Raw genomic sequence first — 20,032 nt, 5'->3', positions numbered from 1 at the left:
TAACATCAAATGGTATGTTAGAATGTCGGACTTCCGTCAAATCCGCCACCAAAACCAAAAGAAGCGAAATTGGGATCTATATAGCCAAACATAGCACTTCTTGCTCTTAGTTTTTCTATATCTGCTTTGCTTGAAATCCCCTGCGGGCAGACAAGCGTACATGCGTTGCAAAGTGTACAATCCCAAACACCGTTTGTTTGAATGTTATCAATCTTCTCTTTTTTGTTTTGCTCTCTTTTATCGCTAACATATCTCCAAACTCTTGTTAGCGAAAACGGTCCTAGAAACTCACTATTTTGTGCATAAACGGGGCAAGCGCTATAACATGAACCGCACAATATGCAATCGCTCTGCACTTCATTTAGTTTTTCATCTTCATGTGAGAGCAAAACATCATCTACGATACCGCTCTGCCAAGCTTTTGCTTTTGCATTAAAACTATAAGCTCTGTCCATATCTACGACCAAGTCACGAATAACGGGAGCGTTGTTTAGCGGCTCTACTAAATCACCGTCTTGAATATGGTACGAGCAGGCTAAAACCTCTCTACCGTTTACCCTTACAGCACAGCTTCCGCAAACGCCGCTTCTGCAGCCGCTGCTATATGCAAGAGATGCGTCTTGCGTAGTCTTTATATCATTTAGTGCTTCTAGCAGAGTTTGGTTTTTTGTCTTTAGTTCATAACAAACAACTCTCTCTCTTTCAATATCAATCTTCATAGCTAAGCGCCCCGTCTCTATCTATAATCGTATGAGCTTGAAACTTTTCATTATCAAGTGAAGGAAAATCAACCCTAAAATGCGCTCCTCTGCTCTCCTCTCTGCTTATAGCAGAGATTAAAATAAGCTCACTTAACTCCAATACATTTTTAAACTCCAAAAACTCTATAAGGTTTGTGTTATACTCTTTTGTTTTATCACTCACACCCATCTTCGACAGAGCCGTTTTCATCTCTTTTACTTCATTTAGCAGAGTCCCCATAGCCGTTTTTTCTCTTTTTATACCGAAATTTTTATAAAAAAGTTCGCCCAACTCTCTTTGTTTTTCATAAAAATTTATCTCACTTGAAAACTCTTTTATCTTTGCGATTTTATCTTCAAAACTCTTTTTTTGCTCCGATAAATCTACTTTTTTATCAAAACTGTCTGCATATCTTGCTGCACTCTTTCCAGCCTGCTTGCCAAATACCACAAGCTCTAAAAGCGAGTTTCCGCCAAGTCTGTTTGCTCCGTGAACTCTGTGATTTGCACACTCCCCGACTGCAAAAAGCCCGCTTATAGATGAGGAAGATTCTTCGTCTACTTCTATACCGCCCATCGTATAGTGTGCTGCGGGTTTGATTGGGATGAGTTCAACCGATGGGTCGATATTTTCATAAAGTTTTGCAAGTTTTGCCTCTTGCGGAAGTTCATTTTCTATAAACTCTGTTCCCAAATGACGAATATCTAAAAAAACATCATACCCTTTTGCTATCTCATCATCAATAGCGCGTGCTACTTCATCACGAGGCAAAAGTTCATTTACAAACCGCTCGCCTTTTGAGTTAAGCAGATACCCACCTGCACCTCTTGCACTCTCGGAAATCAAAATGGAAGAGTTTTTAAGTGCCGTCGGATGAAACTGAATAAATTCCATATCGCTAAGCCTCGCTCCTGCTCGATAAGCTAAGGCAACTCCGTCACCCGTTGTAGAGACGGAGTTTGTCGAGTAATTATGATAAACTCTGCTATATCCGCCGGTTGCCGCTATGACACTGCTTGCTTCGTAAACTTCAACTTCGCCGCTTCGCTTATTGAGTACACTAACACCGCAAACATAACTTTTATCGTTATTATCTTGGCTTGTTATAAACTCTAACAGATAGCGTTCGTTTAAAATCTCAATCCCCGCTTCAAGGCATCTGTCATAGAGTGTATGAAGGATTTTCAGACCTGTATAATCTTGCGCATAACAGGCTCTTGGAGCTGCTGCACCGCCTAGTTTTCTTTGGGCAATTTGTGACTCTTTTGTTCTGCTAAAAGGTACTCCGATGCCATCTAGCCACTTGAGGACATTTGGGGCTTCTTTGCACATAAAATTGACTGCTTTTTCATCTGCCAAACCATTGGCAGATTTTAGAGTATTTTGTATATGTGCCTCTACGCTATCGCCGCCCTCATCCGATAAAACAGCATTTATACCGCCTTGAGCCATACTCGTTTGACTTCTTGTCGGGTACTCTTTTGTTATAACCGTTACTTTTGCACCGTTTTCATGGGCGCTTAATGCGGCAACGAGTCCCGCTCCGCCTGCACCTATAACTATTACGCGATTCATATCTATGCCTATCTATAAAATATAATCATTATACCACAAGCGTTAGCGCGTAGTATCTTGCAACTCTTAGTGTTGCCGCTATTATAACAAACCAAACAAACCTAAGCCTAACAACTCCGGCTACAAGTGTTAGCGGGTCGCCGATAATCGGAAGCCACGAGAACAAAAGTGCATAGTAGCCGTAACGATGTCCATGGTTATACGCCGCTGTTCCTATTTTTGAAGAAAGAAGTTTTGTTTTGGTTTTTTCATAAAACCATAAGCCCAGAAAATAGTTTAGCATTATGGCAAGAATATTTCCACTCGAAGCGAAGATAAGCGCATTTGCTTTTGACATATCGTTAGCCAAAGCCGCAAGAAATGCAACTTCAGAGCTAAATGGCAAAATAGTTGCCGCCAAAAAAGCCGATAAAAAAAGTGTTATCTCAGCTATGATTTTGCTCTAAAAAAGATTTGATATTATGCACTACTCCCTCAATGAGTTTTGCTCTTGCTTCAACACTAGCCCATGCTATATGAGGCGTTATGTAGAGATTATCTCTGTTTTTCACATTCAAAAGAGGATGATTTTGTTCCATCGGTTCACGACTTAAGACATCCAAACCAAAATAGATATTTTTTTCATCCACAATGCGTGCAACTGCCTCCTCATCGATGATTCCGCCGCGTCCAAGATTTAAAATTACGGCTCCGTCTCTACACATTAACAACTGTTCATACCCTAAAAGATTGAGCGTTTTCTCGTTTAGAGGTGCATGAATAGAGATGATGTCACAACTTTTAAGAAGTTCGTTTAGTTCTACTTGCGTATAATCTTTTGAGCTGTTTTTACCGCTTGTAGAGAAGTAGCAAATCTCTGCACCAAACGCCTCTGCAACGGCTGCAACTCCACGACCTATAGTTCCCAAACCGATAATTCCCCATTTTTTGCCTTTTACTTCAAAAAACGGTTTTGTTATATCCGTAAAAATAGGGCTTTTTGAATAAGAACCGTCTTTGACATACTCATCATAATATTTAGAGTGCCCTACAAGATAAAAAAGCATAGAAAAAGTGTGCCCAATAACCGAAGCCGTCGAGTAGCCTGAAACGTTTTTCACCTCAATGCCTCTTTTTTTTGCAGCTTCCAAATCGACATTGTTCATACCTGTTGCCGCAACGCAAATAAGTTTTAGCTTTGGAGCGTTTGACATATGCACATCGGTTATAACAACTTTGTTAGTAACTATAACATCGGCGTTAGTTATACGCTCTTGTGTTTGTTCTTTTGAAGTCGTAGCAAAAACTTCTACCTCCGCCAGCTCATAAAAAGCGCTTAAATCCGTATCGCCAAAAGTCAAAGTATCGAGTAGAACTATTTTCATAACTACGCGTCTTTTACTTTTGTTATCAACTCTCTGGCTTTCTCAAGTGCTTTTTCTACTTTGTCAAATACAAGTGCGACTGCAAGTCTTCTGCCTTTGTGAGCTTCAGGCTTGCCAAAGATTCGCACAAAACTGTTGTCGCTAAATAGAGTCTCATCTACATCGACGACCGGAGCGTAGTTATGAACTTCCGACTTAAATGCGGCACTTGCACCTTCACCGTAAAATGTAAATCCAAGCGGAAGACCGAGTACTGCTCTTAAATGAAGCGCAAATTCACTTTGAGACTGCGTGATGAGTGTTACCATTCCCGTGTCGTGCGGACGAGGAGAGACTTCACTAAAATAAACCTCATCCCCTTTTACAAATAACTCGACTCCAAAGATACCGCGACCGCCAAGACCGTCGGTAATAGTTTTAGCCATCTCTTGCGCCCTCTCTTTTGCCAACTCGCTCATCTGCATCGGCTGCCATGAGAAGACATAATCACCGTCTCTTTGCTCATGCCCTATCGGTTCGCAAAAAACAGTCTCTTTACCGTTTCTAGCTGTTAGCATCGTTATCTCATAATCAAAATCTATAAATGCCTCAACTATAAGTTCACTTGCATCGCCGCGAGCTTCCTTTGCCATCTCCCATGAAGCATCGATATCGTCTATGCTTCTTGCAACGCTTTGACCGTGTCCGGAACTGCTCATAACAGGTTTTATAACACATGGAAAACCCATACGAAGAGCCGCTTCTCTTAAGCCCTCTTTTGTTGTTACAAACTCATACGGTCCTGTTTTAAGCCCCAAAACCTCAGCCGCAAAAGTGCGGATGTTTTTTCTGTTCATTGTTTTACTAACAGCAGAAGCATTTGGTATAACATTGTAGCCTTTATCTTCTGCGGCAAAAAGAGCATCTATACTTATAGCTTCGATTTCAGGAAGGATAAAATCCGGTTTTTCGCGGTAGATAATCTCTAAAAGAGCGTTTTTATCTTGCATATTTACTACATAGCTTCTGTGTGCCACATGATGAGCGGGAGCATTTTGGTATCTATCTACTGCTATTACCTCAAGACCGAGTCTTTGAGCTTCAATAGCCACTTCACGACCAAGTTCACCTGAACCTAGAAGCATTACTTTTTTTGAGTTTGATTTAAGAGGAGCAGAAAAACGCATGATAATTCCTTCATTAATTTGAAGGAATTATAACAAAGTAGAGTTAAATTATCGTTTTAGACCTATTAAAGTCTCAAGAAGGTCATCGGAAGTGGTAATAGTTTTACCGTTTGCCTGATATCCTCTTTGAATAATTATAAGCTGTGTTAATGAACGAGACAAATCAACATTAGATGATTCAAGCGCAGCCGACTGCATAAATCCGCGACCTGCCGTTGCGGCAGTTCCGATAATCGGATCGCCCGAGTTGGCAGTTTGTATATAAACATTTCCGCCCTCGGTTGAGAGACCTTCGTTATTTGTAAACTTCGCCATACCGATTTGTGCCAAACCGAAACTTCTACCGTTACTAAATGAACCGACTAAAGTACCGCTCTGATCTATCCTGATTCCAACCAAATCCCCACCTGTATAACCATCCTGAGAGATACCTGATGTTGATGATTTTGAGTCAAAACTCGTCATACCGTCAAAGCCATTTGCGGTTCCTAGTTCCAACGCCACTTGCTGATTTGGTGCAGAACCGTTATTTGCCGTAAAAGAGACATTCGGCGGTGTATATGTTGCAAGCGATCCGTCATTATTAAATCTTATAGAACCCATTTTCTCATTCAATGGTGCTTCCGTATCAATAACTGCCGGCTCAGGCACGCTCACTTTCATACTCCATGTGCTCCCTGTTTCAGCATCTACTGCAAGTTTTCTATACTCTGTTCGGAGCGTATGTTTTGTTCCAAGCGAGTCAAAGATATCTATACTTGCCGAATGTGTTGCAGCATTAAAACTTTGCGAAAAGGCTTTTCCCGTACTTCCTGTGGGAATCGTTGCATTAAGTGCTTCCATACTTCTTGTAAAACGCGTATTTTCAGTTATACCGCCGCCTGCAATACTACTTGCATTAATCCCAGTAATAGCCAAGTTGATATCATAATCACCTGCAGAACCGCCAGGGTTTGAAAGCTCAAATTTTCCTTGTTCGTTAACTTTTAGCTCAATATTATTAAGAGTAATATTTTCTGTTGCTACAAGAATAGTAGTCGGATCTACGAATGTTGTTAAAGCTGCTTCACCCTCTGTAATATTATTTATTATTGCCGGTACCGTTATATTATAATTTTGTATAGTTAACGTATCTGTCGTGTTATCATAAACTGCCGCTATATCCGTTATACCGTATCCAGCCAACTGCAAATTAATCTCAGCCGCATAATATACCCCATTATTATCTGCAGTATCAGCTCCCGTAGTAGGTATTGTAATTGTATTTCCATTTATATCAAGCTGTAATGAATTATTTGCAACTGATGCGCCGACAGTTACCGAAGTTGTTGCAGGTGTCGTAATAATTATAGTACGAGCCTGCTGCTCCATAGCATAGCGCAAATCAGCAATAGTTGTAAATTTTTTATCCATATTTACAGATGCATCCGGACCGCTTGAGTCATACTGGTATTTATAGGCTGTTACGCTTGTTGCTGCAGCAAAACCGCTGTTATCATTTGCTCCCACTGTTGTCAATTTAATATTATGCGATGAAAGGTTGCTGTTATTTGGGTTTACTAACGTAATTTTGCCGCTTACGGTATCATAAGAAGCTGTTATGCCCGTTGTAGATGTCTGTGCATTAATTGCAGATACATATCTTACGGCATTTTGCGTTGCACTCTCCGTACCTGTTCCGCCCGAAGTCGTGATTGTTTTTGTATCACCGTTATCAAGTGTAAATGTAATATTAAGCTGATTTCCGCCTATTACGGGTGTAGCGACAAGACCGCTTGCCCCTGCCGCAGCAACCGTCATAGCAATAGGTGCCGCATTTGTATTGGTTATTTTAATTTGTCCCGTAATGTTGTCATATGCAGCCGTTATACCTATTTTACCGGCCGTGGTGAGTGTATTATTGATAGCAGTTACATATCTTGCACCGTTTTCAGCGGCAGTATGAACATCTGCAATAGCAGCATCAGTCACTACAACATTTACCCCGTCAATCGTAATATTTAAAGAAGCATCCGTAAGAGCATCATCACTTACAACCGTTCCCGATGCATAGCTTGATGCCTGCACTTGAGCGGCTGAAACAACTTCAGAATTTTTAAAAGATGCCCAGACACCTTGACCTGCTTGCAGACTAAATGCCTCACCTTTTTCATTGAACATAACGCCCATATTATCCGCTTCAATAACATTTCCGTTTGCATCAATTGCGTCTCCCTGTCCGGGGTTTGTAATGCTATTTGGTGTTCCGGCAGGAACTCTATACGCAGCCGAAAATGTATCTATAAGAGGTCCTGAAGCAAGATTTGCTTTGATGACAACATTTTGTGTCGGTTCTGCAGGAGTCGTAAGTCCCGGAGGAATATTTATATTTGTAATCGGTGCCGTTGCATCTACAAGTCCGGTTTTTGAATCTCTAAGCCATCCTTGAACAATAAATCCGTTATTGTCGACAAAATTTCCGGTAGCGTCAAATTTAAAGTCTCCGGAACGGGTATACTTATAAGTATTTCCGCCATCAGGAGAGATGATAAAAAATCCGTCACCCTGAATAGCGACATCGGTATTTTTATCCGAATTTTGTACCGAACCCTGTGAAAATATACGAGTCATTGAACTAACCGTAGATCCAAGCCCGACTTGAACCGGATTTTTACCGCCCAACTCGCCCTGAGGAGCAGTAGCTATGGCTTTAGTTTGAGCAAGAAGATCCGAAAAATTGGCACGAGAATACTTATAACCTACGGTATTGACATTTGCGATATTATTAGACTCAATATCCATCGCAACTTGATGTGATTGCAGTCCGGATACACCTGAATAGAGTGATTTCAACATGTTAGTTCCTTTTAATTAATTTATAACATCAAGCAGATATTTACTCTGTTTAGATAGTCTATCGGCACAAAGCACTTAAGGTAAATTTTTTTTTAAATAGTAAATATCAGTAGCATTTTGTGTTCCAAATTTATGATGCATCCATGCTTAAAGCTTTTTGCATCATCTCATCTGCCGTCGTTATGGATTTTGAGTTTGCATCATATGCTCTTTGCATAATAATCATTTCGCTTAGAGCTACTTCGATTTTTACATTTGAGCTCTCAAGTTTATAGTTAGTTATATCGGTTCCGACTATATTTTTGCCTTGAGCATCTTTAAAAAAGATTGGTTTACCGCTATTTGAAGACTCTGCAAATCTAGTTCCGCTTACTTTTTCCAAACCTCTGTCGTTTGCAAAATGGTAAACCGCTATAGCTCCGACACTGCTTTGTATTCCGTTTGTAAATGTTGCTACTATTTCACCGTTTCTATTTATATCATAACCGGCAAGCTCTCCCGCTTCGATTCCGTTTGATGAGCTTGAAGCATAAAACTCGCCGCTAATTGATGTTATACCGTCATATGCGCTGCCTGCATTTATATTTACGGCTGCACCGTTATTGTCTATCGTCGATAGCGTATTTGAAATTAATGCACCCGATTCATCAAACTTGACAACACCGGTTTGTGTATCATATATCTTCTGACCGTCCAAGCTTTGTGAAGTAGCTACGACATTCCATTGAATTCCCGGTGCAACCTGCGGATCTACCTGAGTAAACTCTAATCTTATATTGTTTTTATCGCCTTTAGCATCAATAGCTTTTGCACTTACAACTCTTGTCGTATTTTCAACGCTTAAATTTCCTTGAAACTTTACTTCGGTTGTCGGTTGAACCGGAAAAAGCAGATTTTCGGGAAAACGAAGTTTTTCTTGAGCGGAAGCTTCACCGAGTCCAACTTCGGCTAATTGTTCAGTCAAAACACCGTCGGTTATATTACTCCCCATCGTTCCTAGCACATAGTAACCGTCATTGGTTACCAGATCTCTATTCGCATCAAATGTAAAAGCTCCATCACGAGTATAAATAGATCTTCCGTTACTTTGAATACCAAACCAACCGTCACCCAAGATAGCCAAATCAGTACTTCTATCACTCAACATAAAAGAGCCGCGATCTTCATTCATAGAGACACTACTCAGCGTTGCACCGAGCCCGATACCGCTGTCTATGCTCGATAAACCGGAGGAAGTATTTAATGCCTCTTCAAATAATGATGAAAATTCCGCACTGTAACTGCGGAACCCGACGGTACTTATATTTGACAAATTGTCGGCAATAACATCAATACCTGATTGATGCGTTTGTATACCGTTTATTCCCGTATAAAAAGCTTGAGTCATCATGAAAAAATCCTTAGTAGACTTCTTTTACATTTTCTAGCGGAACATAGCTAGAGCCTAATTTAACATAAGTTTTTCCGCTATCAAACTTTACGGACTCTATCGGATAAGCACCGACTCTGGTTTTTAATGCATCTCCGGCCGGATTTGTATATGAAGCCGTTGCATAATATATCCCGCTGTCTACTGCATTTTTATTTTGGTTTGTTCCATCCCACTCAAATTTATATACGCCTTTGCTGTTTGTGCCAACATCTAGCGTTTTTACTTTGTTTCCGTTTTTATCCAATATATCTATAGTTCCTTTTTTTATATTATCCGGAAAGTAAACCTCAAAATTAGTGCTTTTTCCTTTGTCCAGCGTTATGGCATTGCTTCCCAAATCTGCTGTTTTTCCTATTGCGGAAATCGTACTAAACTGCTGTGAGCTACTCATAGAAGCAGCTAGAGCCGCAAGTGCTTTATTTGTATTCTCGGTAGCCTCTAAGCCTGCCAACTGCGATGTTTGATTTAAAATTTTCTCGCTATCCATCGGTTCAGTCGGATCTTGATGTTGAAGCTCAACCAACAAAAGCTTCATAAAATCATCTTTTCCTAAAACCGACTTATCTTTAGTCTTGTTTGAAGCAGCATACTCTGCATTTGTAGCGGCATTTAAGCCTGTTGATGTGATTGCCATAGGGTTTCTCCTTAATTTTATTTTATAAAATGAAGGAAACCCTCCATTTGTTTTAAACGATGCCGGAAGTAATTCCACCATCTTCGCTAGCCGCTGTGGCACTAAAGCTTGACACTATCGTGTCAAAAATTTTATTTCATAAATCTGTTTATATATATCTTGGAACGATAATCTCTAAAGAGCTTAAAATCTCTTCGCCTATCTCTTCATTTTCAAAATAGTTATACTCTTCATGAGCGCGTTTTTGCTCATTTTGTTTCTGTTGATGCCCTGCACCTGCATTTGTATCGCTATTTTGTGAACCGTTACTAAAATTTAATGTAGCATTATTTATTCCACTATTATTGAGTTGCACTTTTAACTCATTTGCGTTTATCGCCAAAGTATTAATAGCAGTATTGTTTGAGCTGATGTTTACATGCAGATTTTTACCTCTTTGAACTATGGTCAAATCAACCTCGCCTAAATGTTGCGGATTTAACTGGACTTTAACTCTTGTAAAAGGAGATTTATACTCATCTATAGCATTTTTTACATCATCTGAAAGGTATCTAATCATCTGTTTTGCTTCATTTATTTTCACTTCAAAACTATCGGCTTTATGGGTTGTAGGCACATCTGTTTTTATAGTCGGTTGACTTTGCTCGGCAACGGAAGATTCACCTTGTAAAAGTTGCTCTAATGTTTTTGTACCCTCTTTTGCTATACCGGATATATCTGCTTTAGCAGCAGCTGAGAAATTGACCGCTAATGAAGCATCGGCGATGGATGCCTTTTCATCGCGAAGAAGAAGTTTAAGTGTTTCGTCCGATTTATCTTTTGATGTTTTTTGATCTGCTTTAAGTGAATTATTTGCTTTAGTTTGAACTATCTGCTCAGTAGTCGTATGTTCGCTTAGGGTCTGCGCCTTAAAAAGAGGAGTCTCTTTTATCTCTCTTTGAACTTGTACAACTTTATCATCATTTTTTATTTCGTTTGATAGTTGTTCTTGAGTTATTTGAGTATTATCAACTGTTGCAACTACCTGTTTCTCGTTTACTTGTAAAGCTTTTGTGTTTTGAACAATTTTTTTTGGTAAAACTTCATCTTTTGCATCAAATTCCACGCTTGTTGAAATCTCATCTTTTGCGTCAACTACCGCTTTTGTCGAAATCTCATCTTTTGTGTCGGTTAGCGCTTTTGTTGAAACTTCGCTTTTTGCGGCTTGTATATCGGTACTAACAGTGGTTTTAACCTCTTCAATACTTATTTTACTTATATCAATACCGAATTTTTTAGCAGCTTCTATTAAACCGCTAAGAGTTTTTGGAAGCTCTTTTATCTCTGCGTTTTTATAGCCGTCACTATTTTGGATTGTTTCTTTGAGATAATTTTTTGCATCTGCTATCAATGTTTTTACATCTGCAGAACTAAGCGTAGCGGTGAGTTTCGGATTTAGCTCCAATAACTCTTGCTCTTTATTTAAAAGCAATTTATCTTCATTTGTTAAAAAAGAGGAGAGATCATCCGTTTTTAAAAGAGGTTCTACCGACTTTACAACTTTTTCATCGGCACCAAGCGATAAAACCAAAGAGCCGTTTTGAATAAGCTCACCCTCTTTTATACCTTTTAAAAGATCAGAGAATGACACATCTGTTTTATCATTTAAACCTGTTAGATTCAGAGGTGAAGAGATGGATTTACTACTTTTCATATCTAACAAAATCATTACCCGCTCCTTTTACCTTTTTACAAAGATTTTAGGAGTTGAAGCATAAATTATTCCAACATTAAAGATATGTCGTTAAACAAAAAAACTAGTAAGGATTAAAATTACTTAAGCATCTCAAATTATTTTTATATTTTGTGTCGGCGATATTCATTAACTCTTCGATTAATACTTTAGACGTTTCTCCATCTACAGGATAACTTACGACGCATGATTTTAAATCTGCACTGAAAAATTCGCTAAACATTTTTTTAACAATACCGGCTCCGTATTTATCAGTATACGGAAGTATAAAAAAGTAATCCGAATTACTACTTACGATAGCATCCGAATTTCTCAAAATTTGTTCAAGCGAACTCTCTATAACCGATTGTTCAACTTTTGAAAAATCACAATACAATAGAGTAAAACTCTCTGCACGATTCTCATCCAGCCTCTCTGCCAAACCTATAGTCAAATCAAGAAGTTGTTTAAAATTATCAAATGTAAAACGCACGCCTGCCATCTCTCACCTCACTTTTAAAATTTAACTAAAGTATACCTAAAATTTTACATTACGGTATATGGTTTTATCTCGTCTCTTGAAGCAAACGGTGTTGCTTGAATTTCCTCTTTTTTGTCATACGACAGAGTATAATCCGTACCTTCTTTTGTTTTGCAGTATGTCAAAATTATCTTTGCCGCCAACTCTTTATCTGCTTGTGTTGCACTCTTGCTTAACATTGAGTGCGGACCCGGCAGACCGAGCGTTTTAATATGATAATATTTGTCATTTTCTATATTTTGCAGATGAACATTCTCATCTTGATTTCTTCCGATTACCAGTTTCGCACCCTCTCTTAGGCGAAGATGGCGACCGAATTTCATAAGCTTAATATCTCTAACTTCAAATGTATCATATTTTATAAAGTCAAACATCTTTTTGGCAAAATTTTCATCAGTCAAAAGACATCCGCCGCCCGGACTCTCAAAATTATCCAAACCGATTTCTTTAACCAACTCAAGCTGTCTGTCTCGATTTCTTCCCGTAATGCCTTCTAGTTTTTCTCTATCTACCCAGCCTTCTATTTCGGCTATCGTAGGAGCTAACATTTTTGCAGAGAGAGGACGCAAAAGCAATCCATTACAATTACTCTCATTTAAAACGGTTTGAAGAGCCTCTTTATTTTGACTCATAGGTCGTTGACCCATAACTTCACCGCTTATCAAAAATGATGCGCCCTCCGACTCCATAACTCTTTTTGCCACGGCAAACATCTTTGCATGACAATCAATACAAGGGTTGAAATTTTTACCGTACCCATATTTTGGATCAAAAAGCACATCTTGTAAAAACTCACTCTCTATATCTATAATTTTCAACTCTGCCCCGACTTGGTCACACATACTCTGCATATGCTCAAGTCTATCTTTTGTACTTCCAAAGCCCGTATTAATATTTACCGCCAAAACTTCTATGCCTTGGTCTATTATAAGCTTCATCGCCAAAGTTGAGTCTAACCCACCGCTAAATAGCGCGATTGCTTTCATCTTTTTCCCTTGTTTGTGTAATAAATAAATTTTAATTTATAGAATTATACACTACTTATTTCTTCTTCTGCCCGAAGAGTTTTGTGATTGATTTTGAGATGCTTTATTGCTAGGTCTGTTTCTTGAGTTTGAACCTCGTCCACCCCCTTGGTTTATCGGTTCTGCTTTTATAGAGGGATCCGGTTTAAAATCTTTTAACCACACTTTAGGAATATCATTTTTGATTAATTTTTCTATATTTGCAAGGTACTCGTGTTCGTCTATACAAACCAAAGATATCGCTTCGCCCTCACGCCCCGCACGACCGGTTCGCCCGATTCTGTGAACATAATCTTCAGGAACATTTGGAAGTTCATAGTTTATAACATGCGGAAGTTGGTCTATATCTATTCCTCTGGCTGCAATATCTGTTGCAACCAAAACTCTGATTTCACCATCTTTAAAATCCGCCAAAGCTTTTGTTCTCGCATTTTGGCTCTTGTTTCCATGAATGGCGGCTGAAGTTATCCCATCTTTTTCAAGCTGACCTGCAAGCTTGTTTGCTCCATGTTTTGTTCTAGTAAATACAAGCACCTGTTTCCATTTGCCCTCATTTATAAGGTATGTCAAAAGTTCCCGCTTGCGCTCTTTATCAACCGGATAAACCGCTTGTTTTACGCTTTCTGAAGCGGTATTTCGGCGTGCTACTTCTATAAGAGCCGGAGAATTTAACAATTTGTCCGAGAGTTTTTTAATCTCATCTGAGTAAGTAGCCGAGAAGAGTAAATTTTGTCTCTGTTTTGGAAGAATTGCCAATATTTTTTTAATATCGTTTATAAAACCCATATCCAACATTCTATCCGCTTCATCAAGTATAAGAAATTCAACACTTCCTAAATCTATACTCTTTTGCGAAATATGATCTAAAAGTCGCCCCGGTGTAGCGATAACTATATCGACTCCGCTGCGGAGCTTTGTGAGTTGTGGATTGATTTTGACTCCGCCGAAGATTACCGCCGAAGTAAATGGAAGATATTTTCCGTATGTCTCGACACTCTCACCCACTTGGGCAGCCAACTCTCTAGTCGGTGTCAAAATTAATGCTCTTACACAATGTTTCGTTTTTGTAGATTTTGCTTTACTTAAAAGTTCAAGAAGCGGCAGAGTAAAACCCGCAGTTTTGCCTGTTCCCGTTTGAGCACCGGCTAAAATGTCTCTTCTGCTAAGTATTACCGGTATAGCCTGTTTTTGAATGGGTGTCGGCTCGCTATAGCCTTGATCTTCGATAGCTTTTAGTAAAGGAGCTGACAAACCTAGTGTAGTAAATGACATTATAATCCTGATTGTAATATTTATACATAATAGCATAATTTATGGTAATGTGAGATATAATTTACAAATATATATTTATTAGGACTTCTTATGTCAGACAACCCCATAGCTCTAAAACACAATAAACACCGTATTCATCCATGTCCTAATGATAAAAAACTATCACTTCTTAACTTATTGATAACTCAAAACAGCGCTCTGGATATTATTGTCGCCGTGGCAGAGGATATAGAGTCTGTAAAAGAGGCTATAACTGCTAGTAATGTCAAAGTTTTTAATGACAAAGAGCTGATAAAATTGCCCGAACTTAAATGTGAACTTCTTATTAGCTACAATTTACCATCTACCGCTATTGTTTATATGGCAAGATTGGCTAAAGCTACCGAGGGTGCGATAATACTCTTGGATATTGATGAACAAAAACAGCTCTACCCGATAGAGACGCTTCTTGGAAGAGTTATCAAACAAGAGATTGTTGCCGGTTTTGAATATGAAGCTCAAGAAAAAATGAAAATAGTAAAAAAACCTTTTGACAGACCAAAAAGAGAGGGTGAAAGTTCTGACCGTAAACCGTTTGACAAGCCTAAATACGATAGACCAAAAAGAGACGGCGAGAGTTCTGAACGCAGATCTTTTGACAAACCAAAGTACGACAGACCTAAAAGAGAGGGTGAAAGTTCTGAACGCAGATCTTTTGACAAACCAAAGTACGACAGACCTAAAAGAGAGGGCGAGAGTTCTGACCGTAAACCGTTTGACAAGCCTAAATACGATAGACCAAAAAGAGATGGCGAGAGTTCTGAACGCAGACCTTTTGATAAACCAAAATATGATAGACCGAAAAGAGATGGCGAGAGTTCTGAACGCAAGCCTTTTGATAAACCAAAATATGATAAGCCTAAAAGAGACGACCAAAAAGATAGAAAACCAAATAAGTTTCTAGGTAAGGATGAAAGCGGAAAAGCAAAATTTTCAGGTAAAAGCGGAGATAGAAATCATCGTTACGACGGAACACCTAAAGATAAGTTTGAAGCGCCCAAAAGCGTCGGAAGAAAAATACCTATAAAAGCGCGTAAACCTCAAGAGGACTCTAAGCCTAACTCTTAAAGGCTACGAGTTCCCCACGCTTAAGCCGTGAAATTTTCCCTTTAAATTTACGAATATAGAAAGCTTTTTGTTCAAAAGTGATATCTGTTTGTAAATTTACTTTTTTATACTCTCTCTCATAATGTTTTATTAAAAATGCAATAAGTTCAGCTTTAAGTGCCTCTTCATCTTTAAGCGAGAGTATCTTCTCATCTACCGATATTGCCATAAGAGAAGGCTCATCAAACTTTCCTCTAAGCGCTAAAGCAAACTCGGATGAGTGAAACTGCAAAAGTGAGGGGTCTAAAACATCCAATATCTGATTAACAAACTCCGGATATTCTAAAACTGTTTTAACAAGAGTAAGCTCCCACATATCCCTATGACGGCTGCTATCAATAACCGATTTGTTTTGGTTAGTGTTAGTTTGGTTAGCCAGCCTTACAAATGAAGGATTTATTCCTAATCGTTGAGCCAAATATGTTTTATATCTGTCTTGAAGCATAGGAGAGAGAGTTTTTAGATATCCGATTGCATCTTGCATACAACTCTCTTTGGCTTTTGGATCAGAGAGGTTATAGAGCGATAAAATTTCATCTATAACAAACTCTATAAATGGCTGAGGAGTTCTAAACATAGTTGAGAGTTCCTCTATCGCACCGCTGTTTACCATATCCGCAGGGTCAAGCCCTTCTTTAAAAATCACGACACCGCCGCTAAATCCGCTAATGCTTAAAAGTTTTGAAGCCTTTAGTGCCGCAGAGCGTCCGGCTTTATCTCCGTCATAAGCCATAATGATTTTCGGTTCGCCTTTTCTTAGGACGGGTAAGTGCTCGGGAGTAAGTGCTGTTCCCAAAGTAGCAACGGCATTTGTAAAACCGGCTTGATGAAGCATAATAACATCAAGATAACCCTCTGTTATAACTATCTCTTTTGTTTTGTGAATTGTTTGTTTTGCGTGATGATAAGCATAAAGAAGTCGAGATTTATTAAAGTACGGAGTCTCTGGAGAATTTACATATTTTGCCTGATGTCCCGTTATGGTTCTACCGCCAAAACCGACAATAGCTCCGTTTGCAGAGTGAATAGGAAATGTTATGCGCTCTATAAATCTTGCAAAGTTTTTTCCGCCTTCATAACCTATAATACCCATCTCTAGAGCTTCGCCCATACTAAAAAGCTGAGATTTTATATAGTTTATCGTTGCATTGGAATCCGGCGCATAGCCTATGCCAAACTTCTCGACACTGCTCTCATAAATACCGCGCTCTTTGATGTAAGAGAGTGCAACAGGATTTTTTGTAAGCAGATATTGATACCATTCGTTTACTTTTTCCATAAGCATAGAACGGGGTTTAGAGTTTTTACTATCACTGTAAGCAAGTGAGAAGTTATATGATGAAGCAAGTTTTTCTATTGCCTCGGGATAATTTAATTTTTCATACTCCATAACAAACTTGATGCTATCGCCGCCTGCACCGCAGCCAAAACAGTGATATATCTGCTTTGATGGACTTACTACGAATGAAGCTGTTTTTTCGCCGTGAAAAGGGCATGGCGCTTTATAATTTGCACCGCTCTTTCTAAGTTCCAGATAAGAGCCTATAACATCAACAATATCAAGGCGCGCTTTTAAGGCTTCTATGGAATCTTGGGTAATCATAAAGTTATTATACAAAATAGTTAGTTAAAGAGAGTTTGGAGTAGATTTATGCATATGTCACTAAAACAGGTTATTAAGGGAGAACCTGTTTTAGAAGGAGAAATAAAATTTTTAGATATTAGTAAATATCTGTGCTTGGATGATTAGGCTTGCTAACCGGAGCATTTGTATCTTGAGTATCGTAATGTACGATACTATCTGCTTGGAGGACACCCAACATTAATACAACCGTTAAAATGACTTTTTTCATTTTGTTTCCTTTGGTAAGAACGCATTACGCTCTAAGTTTTAAATCGGAGGAATTTTATCCGATTTAAAACTTATGCGCCTTGATTTGTATCAATTTTAAAAAGAAATTTACAAATTTATCCAATAAAATGTTAAATGAAGATATTTATGCTACAATTCGAGTTCAAATTTTACAGAAAGTGGGTGATGTGATATGCCTGGTATAGTACTACGCAGTGATGACAATTTTGATGCATCTTACCGTCGTTTCAAGAAGCAAACTGACCGTAACTTAATCGTTACAGAAGTTCGCGCTCGTCGTTTCCATGAGACGAAAACTGAAAAACGCAAGAAATTCTTAATTGCATCTCGTAAGAAAATGCTTAAGCGTCTTTATATGATGAGACGCTACGAATCACGCCTCTAAACATAAGCCTTCGGGCTGTGTTTATCCTTTAAAACTACTTCAAAAAAACTTTTTTAATATAATTTCCCGTACATCTCATTATAAAACGATAAAGCGTGTCTATCGCTCATACTGGCAATATAATCGGCAATAACTCTATGCTTTTTTTTACTCTCCAACTGTTTTAAATAGAACTCAGGCAACATTTTCGGCTCCTCCATAAGCCCGCTATAAAGCCCTTTTATAGCCTGTTTTCCTGCAAACATCTTTACCATAATATCTTTATGTTGATAAAGTTTATTAAATAGAAGTTTTTTTAATTTTTTTATCTCTGTTTCGAGTTTCGGTTCAAACCCTACACTATGCTCATCTCTGTCTATGGTTATTCTCTCTTTTGAATATTGGATAAGCGAATAGATAAGATGGTTGATAAAGTGTGAACTAAAACGGTAGCGAAACATCTCATCTTCGCTTCGTTCTATTCCCTCGCTTTGAACTTTATGTAAAATCTCTTGTATAAGTTCGCTCTCGCTTAAATCGCTAAAACTTATAAGTCCCGAGTTTATCCCGTCATCTATATCGTGACTCATATAGGCAATCTCGTCTGCACGATCTACTATCATAGCTTCTACGCTTGGATGGGTATCCAAATTAAACTGCTCATGGATTAAAGGCGGCAAAAAACTCTTTTTATAAGGATAGGAATGTTTAAGAATTCCCTCCAGTGTTGCAAAAGTTAGGTTAAGTCCGTCAAAAGCTTTATATCTCTTCTCTAATGAAGATACGACCCTAAAGCTTTGAAAGTTGTGTTCAAAACCGTTTATAAAACCGTCATTTTTCAGACACTCGTCAAGCGCATCTCCGCCTATATGACCAAACGGCGTATGTCCCAAATCATGCGCCAGTGCGATAGCCTCCGCCAATGATTCGTTCAACCCCAAATGAGAAGTTATAGAACGGGCAATTTGTGAAACTTCTATAGAGTGGGTAAGGCGTGTACGAAAAAAATCACCCTCTTGATTTAAAAAAACCTGCGTTTTATACTCGAGTTTTCTAAAACTGCTTGAGTGAATAATTCTGTCCCTATCTCTTGCAAACGGGTTTCTAAAATCATCATCTATTTTGTGAAATCTCTCATATGCTTTCATATCGATACTGCCTTTTATTTTATGCTTTTACTACTTGGTTTCTTCCGGCTTTTTTTGCTTTATAAAGAGCATCATCTGCTCTTTTCATTACCGCAAACGGGTCTTTGTCTTTAGAACTTTTTTGTACGATTCCCGATGAGATATTTATATATATCGTTTTAGAACTCTGCTTATTTCTAACCTTAAACGGACTCTTTTCGATAATATCTCTTAACATATCCGTATGTGTGTAGGATTCATCAACCTCTCTTGATGGGAAAAGCAGTACAAACTCCTCTCCGCCGTATCTATAAGCTTTCCCGCCTCCGCCGACATCTGCCAACTTTGAAGCTACCATCTTTAAAACCTCATCGCCCGTATCATGCCCGTATGTATCGTTAAATTTTTTAAAATGGTCTATATCTATCATTGCAAGCGAATATTTCATGCCTAATTTTGCCATATCTTCCACTAACGCTCTTCTTCCGGGCAAAGCCGTAAGTTCATCATAAAAAGCCAGACGGTAAGATTCTCTAATAAGTAAAATAAATATAATTACGCCTATTGCCAAAAGCGAAAGCTTATATGCAAATGGGATTTTTATAAAGTACAACCCCATGTAAAATGTTACCGCTATGACTAAAAATGAGCTATTATATAATATATATTTATTAAACATTACCAATATACTCATTACGAAAACTACAAAAATAGCAATAGCCATACATAAATCTTCAAGCGGATAAAAAGAGAGTGCAAAGAGTTTCATCTTTAAAACAGCTATAAAATCCGCATTCGGATAAATAACAAAATATAAAACAACAGCTAACTCAACTACGAAAAAACCAATCTTTAAAATTCCCCAGATTGAGAACAATCCCCGCTCTTTTAAGGATAAAAATATAAGAAGATGAATCGGATAGAACATAGAACTATAAAGAAAGAGATCCGTAGCCATTTTAGGATTCAAATACTCAAATCCGATATGTATCAACAAAAGCGGAATAATTATAAATATAAATCTGTTGCGATTAAAATGCCACGATACCCATAAGATGAGTGCACTGATAGCATAAAAAAGATATGGAACCAAACTAAATATAATCTTTGGTATTTTAGCTTCATAAAATACCATAGAACCAAATGCCAAAGATATAAAAAGAGGAATTGATACATTTACGGCTATTGGTTTTAAAGAGTTCATATATACCTTTTTATATACGGCT

The 20,032-nt window shown here is 38.3% G+C and carries 18 protein-coding genes; 3 read left to right on the top strand and 15 right to left on the bottom strand.

Annotation, left to right across the window (positions count from 1 at the left end; genetic code table 11):
• Positions 1–17: 17 nt before the first annotated feature.
• From PHQ93_RS05055 to PHQ93_RS05045, 3 genes are read right to left on the bottom strand one after another with little or no spacing between them, the layout of a single operon-like run.
• Positions 18–719, bottom strand: a complete 702-nt coding sequence (locus PHQ93_RS05055; protein WP_299941695.1) for a 2Fe-2S iron-sulfur cluster-binding protein — start codon at positions 717–719, stop codon at positions 18–20.
• Positions 709–2,316: an FAD-dependent oxidoreductase gene (locus PHQ93_RS05050; protein WP_299941692.1), complete on the bottom strand. Its 1,608-nt coding sequence runs from the start codon at positions 2,314–2,316 to the stop codon at positions 709–711. Before PHQ93_RS05050 ends, PHQ93_RS05055 begins: the two co-directional genes overlap by 11 nt.
• A 28-nt stretch (positions 2,317–2,344) precedes the next feature.
• Positions 2,345–2,599 (bottom strand): DedA family protein, encoded by a 255-nt coding sequence (locus PHQ93_RS05045; RefSeq protein WP_299941688.1) that lies wholly within the window; start codon positions 2,597–2,599, stop codon positions 2,345–2,347.
• 1 nt (position 2,600) lies between these two features.
• Here PHQ93_RS05045 and PHQ93_RS05040 point away from each other — a divergent pair, with 1 nt between their 5' ends.
• The gene (locus tag PHQ93_RS05040) at positions 2,601–2,762 is read left to right on the top strand and encodes a hypothetical protein (protein WP_299941685.1); all 162 of its coding nucleotides are present in this window, start codon (positions 2,601–2,603) and stop codon (positions 2,760–2,762) included.
• On the opposite strand, the gene PHQ93_RS05035 is transcribed toward PHQ93_RS05040, so the two are convergent.
• From PHQ93_RS05035 to PHQ93_RS04995, 9 genes are all read right to left on the bottom strand, one after another.
• Positions 2,742–3,680: a D-2-hydroxyacid dehydrogenase gene (locus PHQ93_RS05035; protein ID WP_299941683.1), complete on the bottom strand. Its 939-nt coding sequence runs from the start codon at positions 3,678–3,680 to the stop codon at positions 2,742–2,744. The two genes, PHQ93_RS05040 and PHQ93_RS05035, sit on opposite strands and share 21 nt — an antisense overlap.
• A gap of 2 nt (positions 3,681–3,682) precedes the next feature.
• Positions 3,683–4,846 (bottom strand): formate-dependent phosphoribosylglycinamide formyltransferase, encoded by a 1,164-nt coding sequence (gene purT / locus PHQ93_RS05030; protein ID WP_299941680.1) that lies wholly within the window; start codon positions 4,844–4,846, stop codon positions 3,683–3,685.
• Positions 4,847–4,894: 48 nt separating this feature from the next.
• On the bottom strand, positions 4,895–7,681 hold the full coding sequence (locus PHQ93_RS05025) for a flagellar hook-basal body complex protein (RefSeq protein WP_299941677.1): 2,787 nt from the start codon (positions 7,679–7,681) through the stop codon (positions 4,895–4,897).
• 130 nt (positions 7,682–7,811) lie between these two features.
• On the bottom strand, positions 7,812–9,071 hold the full coding sequence (locus PHQ93_RS05020) for a flagellar hook protein FlgE (RefSeq protein ID WP_299941675.1): 1,260 nt from the start codon (positions 9,069–9,071) through the stop codon (positions 7,812–7,814).
• A gap of 10 nt (positions 9,072–9,081) precedes the next feature.
• On the bottom strand, positions 9,082–9,747 hold the full coding sequence (locus PHQ93_RS05015; protein WP_299941672.1) for a FlgD immunoglobulin-like domain containing protein: 666 nt from the start codon (positions 9,745–9,747) through the stop codon (positions 9,082–9,084).
• A gap of 148 nt (positions 9,748–9,895) precedes the next feature.
• Positions 9,896–11,455 carry a flagellar hook-length control protein FliK gene (locus tag PHQ93_RS05010; protein WP_299941670.1) on the bottom strand — a complete coding sequence of 520 codons (1,560 nt, stop codon included), beginning with the start codon at positions 11,453–11,455 and terminating at the stop codon, positions 9,896–9,898.
• 88 nt (positions 11,456–11,543) lie between these two features.
• Positions 11,544–11,960, bottom strand: coding sequence for a hypothetical protein (locus tag PHQ93_RS05005; protein ID WP_299941668.1), 417 nt, complete (start codon positions 11,958–11,960; stop codon positions 11,544–11,546).
• Positions 11,961–12,004: 44 nt separating this feature from the next.
• Positions 12,005–12,985, bottom strand: coding sequence for an argininosuccinate synthase domain-containing protein (locus PHQ93_RS05000; protein WP_299941666.1), 981 nt, complete (start codon positions 12,983–12,985; stop codon positions 12,005–12,007).
• 51 nt (positions 12,986–13,036) lie between these two features.
• Complete coding sequence (locus PHQ93_RS04995) at positions 13,037–14,296, bottom strand: DEAD/DEAH box helicase (protein ID WP_299941663.1); 1,260 nt, start codon at positions 14,294–14,296, stop codon at positions 13,037–13,039.
• Between the two features lie 90 nt (positions 14,297–14,386).
• Here PHQ93_RS04995 and PHQ93_RS04990 point away from each other — a divergent pair, with 90 nt between their 5' ends.
• A complete protein-coding gene (locus PHQ93_RS04990) occupies positions 14,387–15,403 on the top strand; it encodes a hypothetical protein (RefSeq protein ID WP_299941660.1) in 1,017 nt (338 codons plus the stop codon).
• Here the strand turns inward: PHQ93_RS04990 and dnaG are convergent.
• A complete protein-coding gene (gene dnaG, locus PHQ93_RS04985; protein WP_299941657.1) occupies positions 15,393–17,045 on the bottom strand; it encodes a DNA primase in 1,653 nt (550 codons plus the stop codon). The two genes, PHQ93_RS04990 and dnaG, sit on opposite strands and share 11 nt — an antisense overlap.
• A gap of 442 nt (positions 17,046–17,487) precedes the next feature.
• On the opposite strand from dnaG, the gene rpsU reads away from it, so the two are divergent.
• A complete protein-coding gene (rpsU, locus tag PHQ93_RS04980) occupies positions 17,488–17,700 on the top strand; it encodes a 30S ribosomal protein S21 (RefSeq protein WP_294879578.1) in 213 nt (70 codons plus the stop codon).
• A gap of 53 nt (positions 17,701–17,753) precedes the next feature.
• Here the strand turns inward: rpsU and PHQ93_RS04975 are convergent, their stop codons facing one another.
• The gene (locus PHQ93_RS04975; protein WP_299941655.1) at positions 17,754–18,827 is read right to left on the bottom strand and encodes a dGTP triphosphohydrolase; all 1,074 of its coding nucleotides are present in this window, start codon (positions 18,825–18,827) and stop codon (positions 17,754–17,756) included.
• A 19-nt stretch (positions 18,828–18,846) separates the two neighbouring features.
• A complete protein-coding gene (locus PHQ93_RS04970) occupies positions 18,847–20,010 on the bottom strand; it encodes a GGDEF domain-containing protein (RefSeq protein ID WP_299941652.1) in 1,164 nt (387 codons plus the stop codon).
• Positions 20,011–20,032 lie beyond the last annotated feature (22 nt).

It is taken from the genome of Sulfurimonas sp. (assembly GCF_028714975.1).
In the GTDB taxonomy this organism is placed as follows: Bacteria; Campylobacterota; Campylobacteria; order Campylobacterales; family Sulfurimonadaceae; genus Sulfurimonas.
Note: the sequence above shows the minus strand (reverse complement) of the source record. Positions and strands in the feature narration are given on the sequence as shown.

Bases quoted from the DNA above. Each gene is read 5' to 3' on its own strand.
- PHQ93_RS05040 (WP_299941685.1), top strand. From the start codon at position 2,601: ATGGCAAGAATATTTCCACTCGAAGCGAAGATAAGCGCATTTGCTTTT.
- PHQ93_RS05015 (WP_299941672.1), bottom strand. From the start codon at position 9,747: ATGGCAATCACATCAACAGGCTTAAATGCCGCTACAAATGCAGAGTAT.
- PHQ93_RS05020 (WP_299941675.1), bottom strand. From the start codon at position 9,071: ATGATGACTCAAGCTTTTTATACGGGAATAAACGGTATACAAACGCAT.
- PHQ93_RS05010 (WP_299941670.1), bottom strand. From the start codon at position 11,455: ATGATTTTGTTAGATATGAAAAGTAGTAAATCCATCTCTTCACCTCTG.
- rpsU (WP_294879578.1), top strand. From the start codon at position 17,488: ATGCCTGGTATAGTACTACGCAGTGATGACAATTTTGATGCATCTTAC.
- PHQ93_RS05050 (WP_299941692.1), bottom strand. From the start codon at position 2,316: ATGAATCGCGTAATAGTTATAGGTGCAGGCGGAGCGGGACTCGTTGCC.
- PHQ93_RS04975 (WP_299941655.1), bottom strand. From the start codon at position 18,827: ATGAAAGCATATGAGAGATTTCACAAAATAGATGATGATTTTAGAAAC.
- PHQ93_RS05045 (WP_299941688.1), bottom strand. From the start codon at position 2,599: ATGCTAAACTATTTTCTGGGCTTATGGTTTTATGAAAAAACCAAAACA.
- PHQ93_RS05005 (WP_299941668.1), bottom strand. From the start codon at position 11,960: ATGGCAGGCGTGCGTTTTACATTTGATAATTTTAAACAACTTCTTGAT.
- PHQ93_RS04990 (WP_299941660.1), top strand. From the start codon at position 14,387: ATGTCAGACAACCCCATAGCTCTAAAACACAATAAACACCGTATTCAT.
- PHQ93_RS05035 (WP_299941683.1), bottom strand. From the start codon at position 3,680: ATGAAAATAGTTCTACTCGATACTTTGACTTTTGGCGATACGGATTTA.
- dnaG (WP_299941657.1), bottom strand. From the start codon at position 17,045: ATGATTACCCAAGATTCCATAGAAGCCTTAAAAGCGCGCCTTGATATT.
- PHQ93_RS04970 (WP_299941652.1), bottom strand. From the start codon at position 20,010: ATGAACTCTTTAAAACCAATAGCCGTAAATGTATCAATTCCTCTTTTT.
- PHQ93_RS05025 (WP_299941677.1), bottom strand. From the start codon at position 7,681: ATGTTGAAATCACTCTATTCAGGTGTATCCGGACTGCAATCACATCAA.
- PHQ93_RS05055 (WP_299941695.1), bottom strand. From the start codon at position 719: ATGAAGATTGATATTGAAAGAGAGAGAGTTGTTTGTTATGAACTAAAG.
- PHQ93_RS04995 (WP_299941663.1), bottom strand. From the start codon at position 14,296: ATGTCATTTACTACACTAGGTTTGTCAGCTCCTTTACTAAAAGCTATC.
- PHQ93_RS05000 (WP_299941666.1), bottom strand. From the start codon at position 12,985: ATGAAAGCAATCGCGCTATTTAGCGGTGGGTTAGACTCAACTTTGGCG.
- purT (WP_299941680.1), bottom strand. From the start codon at position 4,846: ATGCGTTTTTCTGCTCCTCTTAAATCAAACTCAAAAAAAGTAATGCTT.